Origin of the sequence: Pseudomonas parafulva (genome assembly GCF_000800255.1) — a bacterium.
In the GTDB taxonomy this organism is placed as follows: domain Bacteria; phylum Pseudomonadota; class Gammaproteobacteria; order Pseudomonadales; family Pseudomonadaceae; genus Aquipseudomonas; species Aquipseudomonas boreofloridensis.
On the sequence record NZ_CP009747.1, the window covers coordinates 4,482,955 to 4,499,866 of the forward strand.

General features: G+C 58.8%; 9 protein-coding genes, 2 tRNA genes and 4 rRNA genes. 8 read left to right on the top strand and 7 right to left on the bottom strand.

The features are described from left to right. The first annotated feature begins 478 nt into the window (after nucleotides 1-478). The 6 genes from NJ69_RS19685 to rrf (NJ69_RS19710) all read left to right on the top strand — a co-directional run bounded on the left by NJ69_RS19685 (nucleotide 479) and on the right by rrf (NJ69_RS19710) (nucleotide 5,915). Nucleotides 479-2,015: ribosomal RNA gene (locus NJ69_RS19685) — 16S ribosomal RNA — on the top strand. Nucleotides 2,016-2,101: 86 nt separating this feature from the next. Continuing rightward, nucleotides 2,102-2,178 (top strand) — tRNA-Ile (locus NJ69_RS19690). 37 nt (nucleotides 2,179-2,215) lie between these two features. Then, nucleotides 2,216-2,291, top strand: a tRNA-Ala gene (locus tag NJ69_RS19695). Between the two features lie 254 nt (nucleotides 2,292-2,545). After that, nucleotides 2,546-5,437 (top strand): 23S ribosomal RNA (locus NJ69_RS19700). 137 nt (nucleotides 5,438-5,574) lie between these two features. After that, nucleotides 5,575-5,690: ribosomal RNA gene (gene rrf / locus NJ69_RS19705) — 5S ribosomal RNA — on the top strand. Nucleotides 5,691-5,799: 109 nt separating this feature from the next. Then, nucleotides 5,800-5,915, top strand: a 5S ribosomal RNA gene (gene rrf, locus NJ69_RS19710). Together the 16S, 23S and 5S rRNA genes with 2 tRNA genes alongside form the textbook arrangement of a ribosomal RNA operon. A gap of 62 nt (nucleotides 5,916-5,977) precedes the next feature. Here rrf (NJ69_RS19710) and NJ69_RS19715 read toward each other — a convergent pair. The 6 genes from NJ69_RS19715 to NJ69_RS19740 form a co-directional block, all read right to left on the bottom strand. After that, nucleotides 5,978-6,445 carry an SRPBCC family protein gene (locus NJ69_RS19715; RefSeq protein ID WP_039582467.1) on the bottom strand — a complete coding sequence of 156 codons (468 nt, stop codon included), beginning with the start codon at nucleotides 6,443-6,445 and terminating at the stop codon, nucleotides 5,978-5,980. Between the two features lie 33 nt (nucleotides 6,446-6,478). Next, nucleotides 6,479-9,910 (bottom strand): amino acid adenylation domain-containing protein, encoded by a 3,432-nt coding sequence (locus tag NJ69_RS19720; protein WP_039582469.1) that lies wholly within the window; start codon nucleotides 9,908-9,910, stop codon nucleotides 6,479-6,481. Between the two features lie 10 nt (nucleotides 9,911-9,920). Beyond that, on the bottom strand, nucleotides 9,921-10,850 hold the full coding sequence (locus NJ69_RS19725; protein WP_039582471.1) for a diiron oxygenase: 930 nt from the start codon (nucleotides 10,848-10,850) through the stop codon (nucleotides 9,921-9,923). Further along, nucleotides 10,847-11,623, bottom strand: coding sequence for a DUF3050 domain-containing protein (locus tag NJ69_RS19730; protein ID WP_029614631.1), 777 nt, complete (start codon nucleotides 11,621-11,623; stop codon nucleotides 10,847-10,849). Before NJ69_RS19730 ends, NJ69_RS19725 begins: the two co-directional genes overlap by 4 nt. A 599-nt stretch (nucleotides 11,624-12,222) precedes the next feature. Further along, entirely contained in the window at nucleotides 12,223-12,807 is a 585-nt protein-coding gene (locus NJ69_RS19735; RefSeq protein ID WP_039582473.1) for a thioesterase II family protein, read from the bottom strand. A 71-nt stretch (nucleotides 12,808-12,878) separates the two neighbouring features. Then, nucleotides 12,879-13,571, bottom strand: a complete 693-nt coding sequence (locus NJ69_RS19740) for a GntR family transcriptional regulator (RefSeq protein WP_029614629.1) — start codon at nucleotides 13,569-13,571, stop codon at nucleotides 12,879-12,881. 205 nt (nucleotides 13,572-13,776) lie between these two features. Here NJ69_RS19740 and lapG point away from each other — a divergent pair, with 205 nt between their 5' ends. Together lapG and lapD are read left to right on the top strand one after the other, a co-directional pair. Further along, nucleotides 13,777-14,538 carry a cysteine protease LapG gene (lapG, locus tag NJ69_RS19745; RefSeq protein WP_080754783.1) on the top strand — a complete coding sequence of 254 codons (762 nt, stop codon included), beginning with the start codon at nucleotides 13,777-13,779 and terminating at the stop codon, nucleotides 14,536-14,538. A 9-nt stretch (nucleotides 14,539-14,547) separates the two neighbouring features. Beyond that, the gene (lapD, locus tag NJ69_RS19750; protein ID WP_039582476.1) at nucleotides 14,548-16,494 is read left to right on the top strand and encodes a cyclic di-GMP receptor LapD; all 1,947 of its coding nucleotides are present in this window, start codon (nucleotides 14,548-14,550) and stop codon (nucleotides 16,492-16,494) included. A gap of 39 nt (nucleotides 16,495-16,533) precedes the next feature. Here the strand turns inward: lapD and NJ69_RS19755 are convergent, their stop codons facing one another. Further along, entirely contained in the window at nucleotides 16,534-16,875 is a 342-nt protein-coding gene (locus NJ69_RS19755) for a hypothetical protein (protein WP_029614627.1), read from the bottom strand. Nucleotides 16,876-16,912 lie beyond the last annotated feature (37 nt).

Here is a 16,912-nt window from a genome sequence, read left to right on the forward strand (position 1 = left end):
ACCGCTGTTCAGATCCCCTTATAATGCGCCCCACTTCCGCAGCAAACGGAACGCGAAACTCCTTGAGAATCAACGAGTTAAGCGAGTTCGGCGCGGTGCGAAGGGCTTCGATCCTCGGGTTGAAAGCGGTGAAAAAGGCAGTTGACAGCATCGTTTGGTGCTGTATGATTCGCCTCCCGCTGCGAGAGATCGCAGCGAGTCAAGTGTTTGAAGCTAAACGAGTTTCTCGGAAAGAACTTCAAAATAAACGCTTGACACGAAGTAAGGCTGCTGTAGAATGCGCGGCCTCGGTTGAGACGAAACGCTCTTAGCCAAACGCTCTTTAACAAATCGAATCAAGCAATTCGTGTGGGTGCTTGTGAGTACGGACTGATCGTCGCCTAGATTATCAGCATCACAAGTGGCCATGCGAGAAATCACATAGTCATTTGAGATTGCTGAGCCAAGTTTAGGGTTTCTTAAAAACCCAAGCAGTATTGAACTGAAGAGTTTGATCATGGCTCAGATTGAACGCTGGCGGCAGGCCTAACACATGCAAGTCGAGCGGATGAGAGGAGCTTGCTTCTCGATTCAGCGGCGGACGGGTGAGTAATGCCTAGGAATCTGCCTGGTAGTGGGGGACAACGTTTCGAAAGGAACGCTAATACCGCATACGTCCTACGGGAGAAAGCAGGGGACCTTCGGGCCTTGCGCTATCAGATGAGCCTAGGTCGGATTAGCTAGTTGGTGAGGTAATGGCTCACCAAGGCGACGATCCGTAACTGGTCTGAGAGGATGATCAGTCACACTGGAACTGAGACACGGTCCAGACTCCTACGGGAGGCAGCAGTGGGGAATATTGGACAATGGGCGAAAGCCTGATCCAGCCATGCCGCGTGTGTGAAGAAGGTCTTCGGATTGTAAAGCACTTTAAGTTGGGAGGAAGGGTTGTAGATTAATACTCTGCAATTTTGACGTTACCGACAGAATAAGCACCGGCTAACTCTGTGCCAGCAGCCGCGGTAATACAGAGGGTGCAAGCGTTAATCGGAATTACTGGGCGTAAAGCGCGCGTAGGTGGTTTGTTAAGTTGGATGTGAAAGCCCCGGGCTCAACCTGGGAACTGCATCCAAAACTGGCAAGCTAGAGTACGGTAGAGGGTGGTGGAATTTCCTGTGTAGCGGTGAAATGCGTAGATATAGGAAGGAACACCAGTGGCGAAGGCGACCACCTGGACTGATACTGACACTGAGGTGCGAAAGCGTGGGGAGCAAACAGGATTAGATACCCTGGTAGTCCACGCCGTAAACGATGTCAACTAGCCGTTGGAATCCTTGAGATTTTAGTGGCGCAGCTAACGCATTAAGTTGACCGCCTGGGGAGTACGGCCGCAAGGTTAAAACTCAAATGAATTGACGGGGGCCCGCACAAGCGGTGGAGCATGTGGTTTAATTCGAAGCAACGCGAAGAACCTTACCAGGCCTTGACATGCAGAGAACTTTCCAGAGATGGATTGGTGCCTTCGGGAACTCTGACACAGGTGCTGCATGGCTGTCGTCAGCTCGTGTCGTGAGATGTTGGGTTAAGTCCCGTAACGAGCGCAACCCTTGTCCTTAGTTACCAGCACGTCATGGTGGGCACTCTAAGGAGACTGCCGGTGACAAACCGGAGGAAGGTGGGGATGACGTCAAGTCATCATGGCCCTTACGGCCTGGGCTACACACGTGCTACAATGGTCGGTACAGAGGGTTGCCAAGCCGCGAGGTGGAGCTAATCTCACAAAACCGATCGTAGTCCGGATCGCAGTCTGCAACTCGACTGCGTGAAGTCGGAATCGCTAGTAATCGCGAATCAGAATGTCGCGGTGAATACGTTCCCGGGCCTTGTACACACCGCCCGTCACACCATGGGAGTGGGTTGCACCAGAAGTAGCTAGTCTAACCTTCGGGGGGACGGTTACCACGGTGTGATTCATGACTGGGGTGAAGTCGTAACAAGGTAGCCGTAGGGGAACCTGCGGCTGGATCACCTCCTTAATCGAAGACATCAGCCTGCTGATGAGCTCCCACACGAATTGCTTGATTCATTGTGAAAAGACGATGCTGTAACGCGACCCTGTTATAGGTCTGTAGCTCAGTTGGTTAGAGCGCACCCCTGATAAGGGTGAGGTCGGCAGTTCAAATCTGCCCAGACCTACCAATTACTTGGTGCGGCCTACGAGATGTAGCAGATACACGGGGCCATAGCTCAGCTGGGAGAGCGCCTGCCTTGCACGCAGGAGGTCAGCGGTTCGATCCCGCTTGGCTCCACCACCTTTGTACAGCACTGTTAGAACTCAGAAATGAGCATTCGCGCGTCGCGTTGACGCCGCGTTGGAATGTTGATTTCTGGCTTTTGCCAGATCGTTCTTTAAAAATTCGGATATGTGATAGATACAGACTGATGACCAGTTTCACTGCTGGAAATCAGGCTGAGGTAAAATTTGTGAGTTCTGCTCGAAAGAGCGACGTGCGAATTTTCGGCGAATGTCGTCTTCACAGTATAACCAGATTGCTTGGGGTTATATGGTCAAGTGAAGAAGCGCATACGGTGGATGCCTTGGCAGTCAGAGGCGATGAAAGACGTGGTAGCCTGCGATAAGCTTTGGGGAGTCGGCAAACAGACTGTGATCCAGAGATCTCTGAATGGGGGAACCCACCTAGGATAACCTAGGTATCTTGTACTGAATCCATAGGTGCAAGAGGCGAACCAGGGGAACTGAAACATCTAAGTACCCTGAGGAATAGAAATCAACCGAGATTCCCTTAGTAGTGGCGAGCGAACGGGGACCAGCCCTTAAGTTGATTTGAGATTAGTGGAACGCTCTGGAAAGTGCGGCCATAGTGGGTGATAGCCCCGTACACGAAAGTCTCTTTTCAATGAAATCGAGTAGGACGGAGCACGAGAAACTTTGTCTGAACATGGGGGGACCATCCTCCAAGGCTAAATACTACTGACTGACCGATAGTGAACCAGTACCGTGAGGGAAAGGCGAAAAGAACCCCGGAGAGGGGAGTGAAATAGAACCTGAAACCGTATGCGTACAAGCAGTGGGAGCCTACTTTGTTAGGTGACTGCGTACCTTTTGTATAATGGGTCAGCGACTTATATTCAGTGGCGAGCTTAACCGAATAGGGGAGGCGTAGCGAAAGCGAGTCTTAATAGGGCGCTTAGTCGCTGGGTATAGACCCGAAACCGGGCGATCTATCCATGGGCAGGTTGAAGGTTAGGTAACACTGACTGGAGGACCGAACCGACTACCGTTGAAAAGTTAGCGGATGACCTGTGGATCGGAGTGAAAGGCTAATCAAGCTCGGAGATAGCTGGTTCTCCTCGAAAGCTATTTAGGTAGCGCCTCATGTATCACTGCTGGGGGTAGAGCACTGTTTCGGCTAGGGGGTCATCCCGACTTACCAAACCGATGCAAACTCCGAATACCAGCAAGTGCCGAGCATGGGAGACACACGGCGGGTGCTAACGTCCGTCGTGAAAAGGGAAACAACCCAGACCGTCAGCTAAGGTCCCAAAGTCATGGTTAAGTGGGAAACGATGTGGGAAGGCTTAGACAGCTAGGAGGTTGGCTTAGAAGCAGCCATCCTTTAAAGAAAGCGTAATAGCTCACTAGTCGAGTCGGCCTGCGCGGAAGATGTAACGGGGCTCAAACCATGCACCGAAGCTACGGGTATCACCTTTGGTGATGCGGTAGAGGAGCGTTCTGTAAGCCTGTGAAGGTGAGTTGAGAAGCTTGCTGGAGGTATCAGAAGTGCGAATGCTGACATGAGTAACGACAATGCGAGTGAAAAACTCGCACGCCGAAAGACCAAGGTTTCCTGCGCAACGTTAATCGACGCAGGGTTAGTCGGTCCCTAAGGCGAGGCTGAAAAGCGTAGTCGATGGAAAACAGGTTAATATTCCTGTACTTGCAGTTATTGCGATGGAGGGACGGAGAAGGCTAGGCCAGCCTGGCGTTGGTTGTCCAGGTTTAAGGTGGTAGGCTGAAATCTTAGGCAAATCCGGGATTTCAAGGCCGAGAGCTGATGACGAGTTGCCTTTAGGCGACGAAGTGGTTGATGCCATGCTTCCAAGAAAAGCTCCTAAGCTTCAGATAACTGGGAACCGTACCCCAAACCGACACAGGTGGTTAGGTAGAGAATACCAAGGCGCTTGAGAGAACTCGGGTGAAGGAACTAGGCAAAATGGCACCGTAACTTCGGGAGAAGGTGCGCCGGCGAGGGTGAAGGACTTGCTCCGTAAGCCCATGCCGGTCGAAGATACCAGGCCGCTGCGACTGTTTATTAAAAACACAGCACTCTGCAAACACGAAAGTGGACGTATAGGGTGTGACGCCTGCCCGGTGCCGGAAGGTTAATTGATGGGGTTAGCGCAAGCGAAGCTCTTGATCGAAGCCCCGGTAAACGGCGGCCGTAACTATAACGGTCCTAAGGTAGCGAAATTCCTTGTCGGGTAAGTTCCGACCTGCACGAATGGCGTAACGATGGCGGCGCTGTCTCCACCCGAGACTCAGTGAAATTGAAATCGCTGTGAAGATGCAGTGTATCCGCGGCTAGACGGAAAGACCCCGTGAACCTTTACTATAGCTTTGCACTGGACTTTGAGCTTGCTTGTGTAGGATAGGTGGGAGGCTTTGAAGTGGGGACGCCAGTTCTCATGGAGCCATCCTTGAAATACCACCCTGGCAACCTTGAGGTTCTAACTCAGGTCCGTGATCCGGATCGAGGACAGTGTATGGTGGGTAGTTTGACTGGGGCGGTCTCCTCCCAAAGAGTAACGGAGGAGTACGAAGGTGCGCTCAGACCGGTCGGAAATCGGTCGTAGAGTATAAAGGCAAAAGCGCGCTTGACTGCGAGACAGACACGTCGAGCAGGTACGAAAGTAGGTCTTAGTGATCCGGTGGTTCTGTATGGAAGGGCCATCGCTCAACGGATAAAAGGTACTCCGGGGATAACAGGCTGATACCGCCCAAGAGTTCATATCGACGGCGGTGTTTGGCACCTCGATGTCGGCTCATCACATCCTGGGGCTGAAGCCGGTCCCAAGGGTATGGCTGTTCGCCATTTAAAGTGGTACGCGAGCTGGGTTTAGAACGTCGTGAGACAGTTCGGTCCCTATCTGCCGTGGACGTTTGAGATTTGAGAGGGGCTGCTCCTAGTACGAGAGGACCGGAGTGGACGAACCTCTGGTGTTCCGGTTGTCACGCCAGTGGCATTGCCGGGTAGCTATGTTCGGAAGAGATAACCGCTGAAAGCATCTAAGCGGGAAACTTGCCTCAAGATGAGATCTCACTGGGATCTAGAATCCCCTGAAGGGCCGTCGAAGACTACGACGTTGATAGGTGGGGTGTGTAAGCGCTGTGAGGCGTTGAGCTAACCCATACTAATTGCCCGTGAGGCTTGACCATATAACACCCAAGCAATTTGAGCGTGAGCGCCGAATTGTGGTGGTGAAGACGAGAGAACCGAAAGTTCGCGACGAACCACAGAATCACATATCCGAATAGGCTGGGGTGTCCGTAAGGACGCACTGGCAACCGAATTTCTTGACGACCATAGAGCATTGGAACCACCTGATCCCATCCCGAACTCAGCAGTGAAACGATGCATCGCCGATGGTAGTGTGGGGTTTCCCCATGTGAGAGTAGGTCATCGTCAAGATTCATTTCGCAAAACCCCTATCTGCGTGAGCAGGTAGGGGTTTTGTCTTTAAGTAGAGACTACAGAGATTCGCAGACACGTCCTTGGGACGGGCCTGCACACAGAATTTCTTGACGACCATAGAGCATTGGAACCACCTGATCCCATCCCGAACTCAGCAGTGAAACGATGCATCGCCGATGGTAGTGTGGGGTTTCCCCATGTGAGAGTAGGTCATCGTCAAGATTCATTTCGCAAAACCCCTATCTGCGCAAGCAGGTAGGGGTTTTGTCTTTCAGGGGGATCTGTCAGGTCAGCAGATTACGTACGTTGCCCATCGCTTGATCGGCAAAGCCCTGCAAGAAAGCCTGGAATTCCGGTAGCGCCTGCGGTCCTCCTTCCCAAGGCTCTGCCTGGATAGTCCAAGTCGCTCGGCTGGATTGGGCGTCAATGTGCTCGACCTGCATGGCTGCCCACAAATTGCCGATATTCAGGCTGGTATAGATCAGGCTCCACGTCATGTGCATCGCTTCGTCATCCCGCGAGTTCAACTGCTCGATCACCACATGACCGTCCTTGAACAGCTTCTTGCGTACCGAGCGCACCCCGCTGCCGGTCATCTCGATATGCGAGAGGGCCGGGATGAACACCGGAAAGCCAGCGAAGTTGCCCACCATGCTCCACACAGCGGAGGCCGGTGCGGTGATGTCCACGCTGGAGACCACCAGGCAACCTTGTGGATTGCGAATCAGGGTATCGGGTTTGAGTGCTTGCATGTCGTATTGCTCCTGTTGTGATAAAGCGAAGAGTCAGAGAAAACCGATGTCGCTGAGGTAGCGGCAACCGCGTTGCAATAGCGCTGTGTCCTTGACCGGATAGCACGCGCCCATGCGTCGCACGCCCTCTCGGGCATTGCCATGCTCGATCCCGGCGATATCGCCGATGTCCTCCTCGAACCCTTCGAGGTAGAAGCCCAGCACGTCGAACAGCGCGTTGTCGCGATCGACCCGTCCCAACTGACGCTGCCATTGCGCGACATCGACCACGTCGAAGGCGTGGCCCTGTTCCCGAAACGCAGCCAGGTAGTCCTGCCAACGCAGGGGCTCGGGATTGTGCAGATTGAAGACACAGTGCCCAGGGTGGTACCGGCTGCTGTGAAAGGCGATGAAGCGGCTGAGGAAGTCCACCGGCATGAGGTCGAAATCGATCTCCAGGTGGGGGGCCTGACCCAGTTGCAGTGAACCCTTGAGCATCAGCATCAAGCGATTACGGTGTGGCTGACAGACGCCATTACGACTGTCGAAAGTGATGTTGCCAGGCCGGAACAGATTCACCCGTACGCCCGCCTCACGAGCACGATGCAGAATGCGCTCGCCAACCCATTTGCTCAGGTTGTAACCATTGCGCAGGTAGATGGGCGGCGTGACGGCCGGGTCTTGTTCCAGTACACGCCCATCACCGCTCACCGCGCTGCAGGCTGACAGTGTCGAGACGAAGTTGAAGATCTTCTTGCGCCGTCCTTCGCACAGCCGCAGGCATTCGAACAGCGGCTCGATGTTATCCACAGCCAGTGCTTGGTAATCCAGCACGTGATTGACCTGCGCTGCGTTGTGCAGCAAGGCACCGAAGTTCAGATCAAGGTCGTCGTAATCCGCCTCGCCAAGCCCCAATCGCGGGTGGCGCAGATCCGCGGCAAGCACCCGCACCCGTGTCAGGTCGAAGTCCAGCTGGTTATCGCGCATGGCTTGGGCAAAGCGTTCGTTGGCCGTCTGCTCAGCGCTGCTGCGCACCAGGCACGCCACCTCCGTAGCTCCCCAGTCGAGCAGCGCCTCGACCAAGTGGACGCCGAGGAAACTGTTGGCGCCGGTGACGATGACCTTGTGCACATCGCCCATGGCCTCCAAGGGCAGCACGTGCAGATCCAGCGGCCGATTGGCGTCCTGTTCCAGACGGTCCAAGCCCGCGTCGATTCCCCCCTCTTCACCGTCGAGCAGCGCCGCCAGCCGTTGCAGCGTCGGCTGCTCGATGAAGCGGTTGATGGCAACCCCGCAGCCAAACAGCTGACGCACCTCCAGCAATAGCCTGGAGAGCAGAATGGAATGGCCGCCGAGGTTGAAGAAGCTGTCGTCCACGGAGATGTCCGCCTCTGCCAGCTCCAGCAGTTCGCTCCACAGCACCAGCAGACGCTGCTCGGTGGCGGTGCTGGGGCCGACCCGTGCGCTGGGAGGCAACGCCAGCGGTCGCGCCCGTAGGGCCTGGCGGTCGACCTTGCCGTTGGCCGTGAACGGCATCCGCTCCAACACCTGATAGAACACTGGGCGCATGTAATCCGGTAGATGCGCTTCGGCGTGTTGGCGCAGCGCTGTCAGAGCATTCTGGGCAGCGGGCTGCGCCATGAACGCCAGCACCCGCCGCTGCTCGTCGATCACTACCACCAGTTGCTTGTACAGTCCGCTTGCACGCAGACAGTGTTCGATTTCCTCCGGCTCCACGCGAAAGCCGCGGATCTTCACTTGGTTATCGAGTCGCCCACACAGCTCGATACCTTGGTCTGTCCATTTGCCGATATCCCCTGTGCGATAGGCGCGCAAAGCGCGGCCGTCTGGCAGGTCGAGGGTGACGAAGCGTTCTTGGGTGAGTGTCGGATTATTCAGATAACCCAGACCGACCCCAGGCCCGCAAAGGTAGAGTTCGCCCGGCGTCTGCTCGACGACCGGTTGCAGATGCGGATCGAGGATCAGCACCTGAGTGTTGGCGATCGGCTTGCCGAGGTTTCGGTTGCTCGTACCGACAGCGAACACCCGGGTGGTCGCCAGCACAGTAGTTTCGGTCGGTCCGTAGATATTGTGCATCTGGCACTGCTGGCTGTAGCGCGCGATCACCTCCGGCTCGCAGACATCGCCTCCCGTCACCAGGTGCCGCAGACCCAAAGGCGCGTCACTGGGCAGGATGCTCAACAACGCGGGTGGCAGAAATGCATGGCTCACCGCTTGGCTGTGGATAAGTGTGACCAGCCGCTGTGGATCACGGCGGTGCTCTTCGTCCGGAATCACCAACTCCGCGCCGCTGGCGAAGGTGGGCAGGATATCCAGCAGCGAGGCGTCGAAGCCGATGGTGGAGAACTGCAATACACGACTGTCGGCATCCAGTTCGACATGCTCGCGATACCAGGCGATGAAGTGCAAGAGGTTGCGCTGGCTGAGCAGCACGCCCTTGGGCTGCCCGGTGGTGCCGGAGGTGTAGATCGCCACGCACGCGCGGTCTGGCTCACCCGGACGTTGCTGCAGCGAAGGCACGTCCGCCCGCTGGGCCGACGACAATCGGCTTACATCCAGCGAAGGTAGGGCTGTCTGCACCGTGCCATCGTGCAGCAGCACCTGCGCGCCGGCGTCCTCGAGAATGCGTCTGCGACGATCAGCGGGGGTTGCAGGGTCCAGTGGCAGGTAGATAGCGCCGCAACCCAGCACGGCCAGCAGGCTTGCATAGAGGGCGGGTGACTTGGCCATGCACACACCCACTACCGCAGGCTGGTCAGCGTGTTCGGGCAGCAGCGGCAACAGCGCCTGCTGCAGCGCGACGGCTAGCCCGTGCAGTTCGCGATAGCCAATACGTTCGCCATTGCTGTTGAGAGCGGGTCTGCGCGGCGCTTGGCGCAGGCCCTGCTCCAGGTACTGCATCAAGTCGCCTTCAGCCTGCTCCAGCAGGTCTGCGCGCTGTGTGCGGTTGAAGGGGTGATGGAAAGCCAGCGACTCCAGCCACTGCAGTCCATGCTCGCGCTCATGCAGCCCAGCCAGCGCTGTGGGCATCTCGCGAAGTGCACAGGCATCGCGGGCCAGTCGAGTGCTCAGCAGGGTGACCTGCTCGGCAATGACCTGCAGAGCCTCTTCGCGCACTTGCTGGCCGTTGCCTGAAACGGGTGCCGCCAGCGCCACCCGTGCGATCAGACGCTGGGCCGTGGCGCTGCCATACCAGCACAGCAGCTCGAGTGCGGGCAGCGTAGTCGCGTGATGGGTGCCCAGTCGCAGCCTGAGCAGAGGGGCATCGGCAAGGCCCTGCCAGTCGCTGGAGGACAGCGCCAGGCTGCCATCGTCCAATGCCAGCGAGTGCGTTGCGCTCAGCGCCTGACGAAGCGCCGCCGGGCTTTCGGCCAGCACGCAGGCATGGCCGTGATCGTCGAGCATCTGCGCCAGTGCGTGCAGCGCCGGGCTGATGCCGACCAGAATGATGTTGAGACGTCGCATGCGCAGCTCCTCAGGGCAGGTAATCACGCAGGGCGTCCTGCACACACGGCGACTCGAGCATCGAGCTGGCGCGGAAAAAGCGCAGGATGTTGCCCAGCAGCGGATGCTGGTGATTGATCGGATAGGCCAGGCCGAGCACTTCCTCGCGCAGCGCCTGACGCAGGTCTTCGCTGATGGGCAAGGCCTGGATCAGGCTGAAGTCGAAGGTCTGCTGGATCTCGTTGGTCAGGTACTGGCCGAGGAACACCGGCAGCACGCGGGCGATGGCTTCGCGCTCGTGTTCAGGCGCGGCCTGCCAGTAGATCCGGGTCAGACGTGCCCAGAAGCTGGAATGACGCCCTTCGTCGAGCAGGTGATCGGCCATCAACCCTTTCACCGAGGGCTTGACCGTGTCGTCGCGGGCAAACGCTGCGACGTCATCGGTGAGGGTGTTCTCGGCGATGCCGACGCAGATCAGCTCCAAGGCATCGCGCAAGGACGCCGGTACCTGGGCCAGCGCTGCAGGTATGGCGCGGCTGAGTTCGATCTCGCCAGGCAGGACGATGGGCTCGATGCCGGTGAGGGCGATGGTCTGCTGCAGAAAGTCCATGGCCACCAGCGCGTGATAGTCCTCATCGACCACCACGGTCATCGCGTCATAGCGGCAGGCGAACGGGAAGCGCACGGCGAAGTGGTCCTTGGCGATGCGCCGGGCGGTGCGGTCGACGATCTCGGTCTCGAAGATCACCACATCGTTGATGAACTTGTAGAGGCTCTGCACCAGCACGAAGTCGCGCAACTGCGGGCAGCCTTGCTGGAAGGTGGCACTGAGCACCAGCGGTTGGCGACTGAGGGGATAGATCAACCGCTGGTCGTCCTCGACCCGGCGACGCGGCCGCGTGCGGATGGTGGCGCGCTCTTCCCAGGCCTCGGCGAAAGAACGGTAGTCCAGCGCATTCATGGCAGCACCTCACCGGCCGGCACCTGCAACGAAGCGCGCAGACGGTCCCACAGCGCGGTACGACTCTGCACGGCAGTGATGGCGGCCTCGTAGACCTCTTCCTGACGCTGTGGGTCGCCATCGACCAGGCGCGCCAGCAGTTGCTCCGCCGCGGGACCATGGTCCTCGGAGTCCACCTCGATATGCCGTTGCAGGTAGTAGCGGAACGTCGGCGCTTGGGCCTGACCAATGCCCCATTCATCGAGGATCTGCTGGAACATCGCGGGAATGACGCTCTCGCGGCCATGCAGGAACGCGGCGGCCACGCGGTGCGCTGGAGCGTGCAGGGCCACGTCGAGGGTATCGCTGACGAAGCGCCTGGCCGCCTCGCTGGCGCCTGAACGTTGCAGCGCGGTGAGGTAGTCCACGCCTTGCTGCTGCAAGCTGACGAAGTGTTCGATGGCCTGCGTACTGGCCCCGACCTCGCGCATGGCGTCGAGGTACAGTTCGAAATGACTGTAGTGGCCATGTTGCAGGCGGTCATCGGACTCTTCACCGAGCACGATCTCGTTGATCAGCCGTGCCGCGGCGGGATCCGACGGCGGCAGCCAGGGCAGGCGGACACAGGTCAGTTCCTGTTGCAGACGTTTGGTCAGCGACATGAAATCCCACACGGCGAAAACATGGGTTTCCATGAACCGTCGCAATGTTTCGAGCGAATCGATCTCGGAAAACAATGGGTGCCGGGCAAGGGCGCTCTTATGGTTGGACAGGGTGCTGTTCAATGGGCTCATCACAATTATTCCTCGTGGAAATTAGGCGCTTAGTTACCGTGCCGTTACAGCCATTACAAAGTCTGTGCGAACGAGTGCCTCGATCTAAGTTCGATGGCTGAGCAGTCTCGGTATAGCCGGCGGACCATGAAGCATGCGGCCTGCAGCAGGCCAGGCAAGTTCCAGGGGTCGGCGATGAAAAGTTAGAACAACTTCAAAGTTGTCGGCAAATGTTTTTTGAAATAATTTTGGGGAGTGGGAATGTTGAAAAATGGGAGCCCGTATAAAACTTTTTGAGAGTTTTATTTAATTAAGCAGTGCCCCTTCCGATAACTAAGATCAGAAAATTAAAGTTGAGTGAATGCCTCACTCGGAGCACTGGTAAAGGTCGTTGCGGGAGTGTTTCGCTTTACGGGGGCGGCTGATCGCCATGCGGCCCTTGCCCCGATATCAGACTCCTTCTGCGGGTGTATGGAAGGCCTGCGACCGGGCCCCGAACAGGGCGATCAGCAGTCACGGCGCAACTAGAGTGGGGGTAAACGGCGCGCGCTGCCACGGCCTTTGGCAGCACACTGGGGGAAATCCTGCCAACGCGAGGCAATTACGCCGTGTGTCAGGGTTCAGAAGCTCAATAAGCCGAGGTGCGTGTCGAAGATTCGCACGAGCCGTTGATCCACATGGGAAGGGTCTGCCGAAGCGTCCGGTAACTCGATGAGCTCCAGCTCCCGCCGGACGAAGGCGTGCCAGCCGAGCATTTGAGAGAGTGAGCCGGCGGGATAGAGAACCGTCATCGGCACTTGGATGGCGCTGATGCTGGCCCGAGGTTCGGTAGCCCTCGGGCTGTCACAGCTCGAAACAAACAAATGACGAGTCTGCCCAGGGTGCTCGCGCTCTGCCAGTTGAGTGAGCTCGAAGGCCAGGTGCGCGCCCAGACGCTGACCAAAGATGGCATGCGGTTGGCTGAGGTAAGGGTGCAGGTGGTCGACCAGGGTACGGGCTAGGGGCGAAGGGCCCTGCTGGAGGTCGCTTGGCGCGCAGTCGGCGTGGCGCTGGACATCGACCGCGATCAGCTCGATGGGGTCGCTCAGGGCATAGGCCCAGGCTCGATAGCGTTCCAGGTGCTGCGGGCTGCAAGCCAGGCAGATGAGGCGGACTTGCGCGGATGACCCGCTGTCTTCGGGGGCTGGTAGGTTCTGGACGTGCACTGTCTGTCCTTCATCCCGAGGTGTGCCGGGCGTGATGACCGTTAGGGCTTGCGGCCGTCGCGGCTGAGAATTCACTTGGCGGCTTGCGAGCTCAAGTAGCGTCTGATGGTCTGCGCTGCGGTGTTCAGGTGTTTTTCCAGCACTTCGATGGCCTGTTCCACCAGCTTGTCATTGGCCGCATCCACCAGGGCGATGTGGTCATCCTGAGTGAGCTTGCCCAGGCCCATGGCCGAGAGGTGAAAACGCAGGAAGCGCTCTTCCTCGTTGAGTTCGATCTCGATGAGACGCAGCAGCTTTTGATTGGAGGCCTTGCTGTACAGCGTCATGTGGAACAGGCGGTTGAGGCGGCCGATTTCGGCGTGCCGGGTTTCTTCTTCCAACTGAGCGATGTAGCCGCGGGCAAGCGCGATATCGGCAGCGTCCAGGTTGGGGATGGACTGACGCAGCGCCTCGGTTTCCAGGAGCACGCGCAAGTTGTAGGTATCGACGGCGTCTTCACCGATCAGGGGAGCGACCACCGCGCCCTTGTGCATCACCACCTTCAGCAGCGATTGCGCCTCCAACTGGCGCAGCGCTTCGCGCACCGGCATGCGGCTGACCCCGAACAGACCTGCCAATTCTTCCTGACGCAACGCGGTGCCCGGCGGCAGGCGACCATCGAGGATGGCACTGCGCAGGCGCTCTTCGATAACGCTGCGGGCAAGATGAGCGGGTACTTGCTCATTACCCAGCACGGAGCTTAGGAGTCGGATTTTCTCGGCCACGCGGAGTCTGCCTTGATGAATAGCGATGATTGGATCCAATAACCCTAGTGATCAGGGTGGTCACTTGTCAAACCGAGGCGATGGGCTGCTGCGGCGCTGGAGTGCAGCTATCGTGAATGAAGTCGCCAGGCAAGGGAAGTCGGCCCGTTCCTGATCGGCAGTTGGCAAATGCCGGGGCATCGGCGTCCAGCGCCGTGATTGTAAGGTGCCATTGTCTTTTACACGGGTAAGCCGCACCATCGCGGCTTTCGTCTGTTCTGGAAAGGTGTTCGCAGTGGCGATACCTGAAGTGCTCAAGCAGCTCGTGCATCGCCTCGGCCTCGCCGTGCTGGTAGGCTGCCTGCTGCTGGGCGGCCTGCACGCCGATTGGGATTTCGCCCAGATCAGCCGCCGCGCGGAGCAGTTGTACGGGCCGCTCGGCGCCGGACAGGGGCGCATCGATGCCTGGCAGCGTTTGATGGCGACCCAGAATCAGGGCAGCGAGCTGGACAAGCTGCAGGTGGTGAACCTGTTCTTCAACAAACAGATGCGCTACGTGGAGGACATCGACCTGTGGCATGAGGTCGACTACTGGGCCACCCCGGTGCAGTCGCTGATCAAGGGCGCGGGCGATTGCGAAGACTACGCCATCGCCAAATACTTCAGTCTGCGGCGCATGGGCATCCCGGCCGACAAGCTGCGAATCACCTACGTCAAGGCGCTGCGGCTGAACCGCGCGCACATGGTTCTGACTTACTACGCCAGTCCCCAGGCTCAGCCGCTGGTGCTGGACAGCTTGATGGACTCGATCAAGCCGGCCAGCCAGCGCACCGACCTGCTGCCGGTGTATGCCTTCAACGGCGAGGGCTTGTGGATAACCGGCGCCGCCGGCAACAAGAAAGTCGGCGACACCAAGCGCCTGTCTCGCTGGCAGGACGTGCTGAAGAAAATGCAGGCCGAAGGGTTCCCGGCCGAACCGGTCTATTGAGGAGCACAGATGTCACTGTTCAAACAATTGCTGCTTGCCATATGCCTGCTCCTGACGATCGCCTTCAGCGGCAGCTTCATGGTCAGCCTGGAAAGTTCGCGCACCCAGTACGTCAACCAGTTGCGCTCCCACGCTCAGGATGCCGCGACCGCGCTTGCCCTGTCATTGACCCCTAATATCGACGATCCGGCCATGGTCGAGCTGATGGTCAGCTCGATCTTCGACAGCGGCTATTACTCGAGCATCAAGGTCGTCGACCTGGATTCCAACGCAGTGCTGGTCGAGCGCCATGCCGAGCCCGACAGCAACGGTGTGCCGGCCTGGTTCATCGGCCTGATCGGCCTGGAGCCTGCCGGGGGCGATGCCATCGTCAGCCGCGGCTGGCAGCAGGCGGCACGGGTCGAGGTGATCAGCCATCCGATGTTCGCCCTGGCCAAATTGTGGCAAAGCGCTTTGGGCAGCCTCGGCCTGCTGCTGCTGTGTGGCGTGGTGAGTGCGATCCTCGGCGCGCTGTTGCTGCGTCGCCAACTGCGCCCGTTGGATTACCTGGTGGCGCAATCCCACGCCATTGCCCGGCGCGAGTTCCTTAGCTTGCCGGAATTGCCACGCACGCCTGAGTTTCGTCGGGTGGTGCAGGCCATGAACCAGATGGTCGAGAAGCTGCAGACGCTGTTCACCGAGCAGGCCGAGCGCAGCGAAAAGCTGCGGGTCGAGTCGTACCAGGACAGCCTCACCGGCCTTGCCAACCGCCGCTATTTCGAAATGCAGCTCAATGCTCGGGTCAGCAATCTGGAAGAGGCGCGCGCGGGTTACCTGCTGTTGTTGCGGGTGCAGGACTTGGCCGGCCTCAACGCGCGTCTGGGTGGCCAACGCACCGACCAGCTGTTGCAAGCCGTCGGTGAACAGTTGCGGCGCACCTGTGCCAGCTTCCCGGAAACCAAGGACCTGATCACCCGCAGTCGTGGCGGTGAATTCGCCGTGCTGGCGCCAGGCATGGTGCACGAGGAGGCCATTCAACTGGCCCAGGCTCTGGAGGCGATCCTGCAGAGCCTGCATGTGACCGGCGCCAGTGATGTCGATCCGGTGGCCTGCATCGGCCTTGCGCCCTACAGTCCAGGGGATGCGCCGCAGGCGCTGCTCAAGCTCGCCGACGAGGCGCTGGCGCGTGCCGAGAGCCAGCCAGAGCCGGGCTGGGTCTGCCTGGAGCAAGGCGCTGCCGCGCAAGCTGCCGACAGCCATCACGCCTGGCACACGCGTCTGGATCAGGCCCTGACCAACGGCCAGTTCGAGCTGTTCTTCCAGCCGGTCGTGGACTGCCAAACGCCGGAGCGGATTCTGCACTACAAGGTGATTTCCCGTCTGCACGACGAGCAGGGCGAGGCACTGGCGGCCGGACGCTTCCTGCCCTGGCTCGAACGCTTCGGCTGGATGCCGCGGCTTGACCTGCTGGTGCTGGAGAAGGTGCTTCGGCACTTGCAGAGCCATGGTGAGTCGCTGGCGCTGAACCTGTCTGCCGCGACGCTGGCCGATCCCAAGGCGCTGCAGCGAGTGTATGAACTGCTGGCACAGCATGCGGCGCTAGGACGTCGGCTGACCTTCGAGATCGGCGAGGAACAGTTGCCGGAGCAGGCGCAGTTGGAGAAGCTCAACCGCCGCCTGCACGAACTGGGCTACGGCCTGGCGCTCCAGCGTTTCGGCGGGCGCTTCAGCATGATCGGCAACCTGGCGCACTTGGGTCTGGCCTATCTCAAGATCGATGGCGGTTACATCCGCAGCATCGATCAAGAGCGGCACAAGCGGCTGTTCATCGAGGCGATCCAAGGTGCGGCGCACAGCATCGACCTGCCGCTGATCGCCGAACGGGTCGAGACCGAGGGCGAGTTGCAGGTACTGCGCGAGATGGGTGTGCAGGGGATCCAGGGACAATGGGTGGGTGAGCCTGCGCCCTGGAAGTGATACAGGCCCGGGCCGCATCCGCTCAGGGTGCGGCCTGATTCAGATCAGCCCGCCTTCTTCCTCTTCCTCGATCAGGTTATTGAGGCTGCCCAGCGCCTTGCGCGCGGAGGCCCGGCTGAGCAACTTGGCCTGGGCGCCCGGCGGCAGGTCGGTGATGCTGAACACGCCCTTGGCGGTCAGCACCTCGATCAAGTCCTCGAGCACACGAATCATGTCCAGGTCGCTCTGCTTGAGCTGCTTGAGACTGGTTTCCACGACATCGTCGGCGAACCATTCCTGGATATCGGCATGGTCGGCCGGCAGCGACTCGGTGTACTCGTCAAACGGGGTAGCTTCTACCCGCAGCAGCTGGCCGTCGGCGTCGCGTTGCACGTAGAACATGGCATCGACCCTCGTCACGATGATTCCTTTTGGTTGT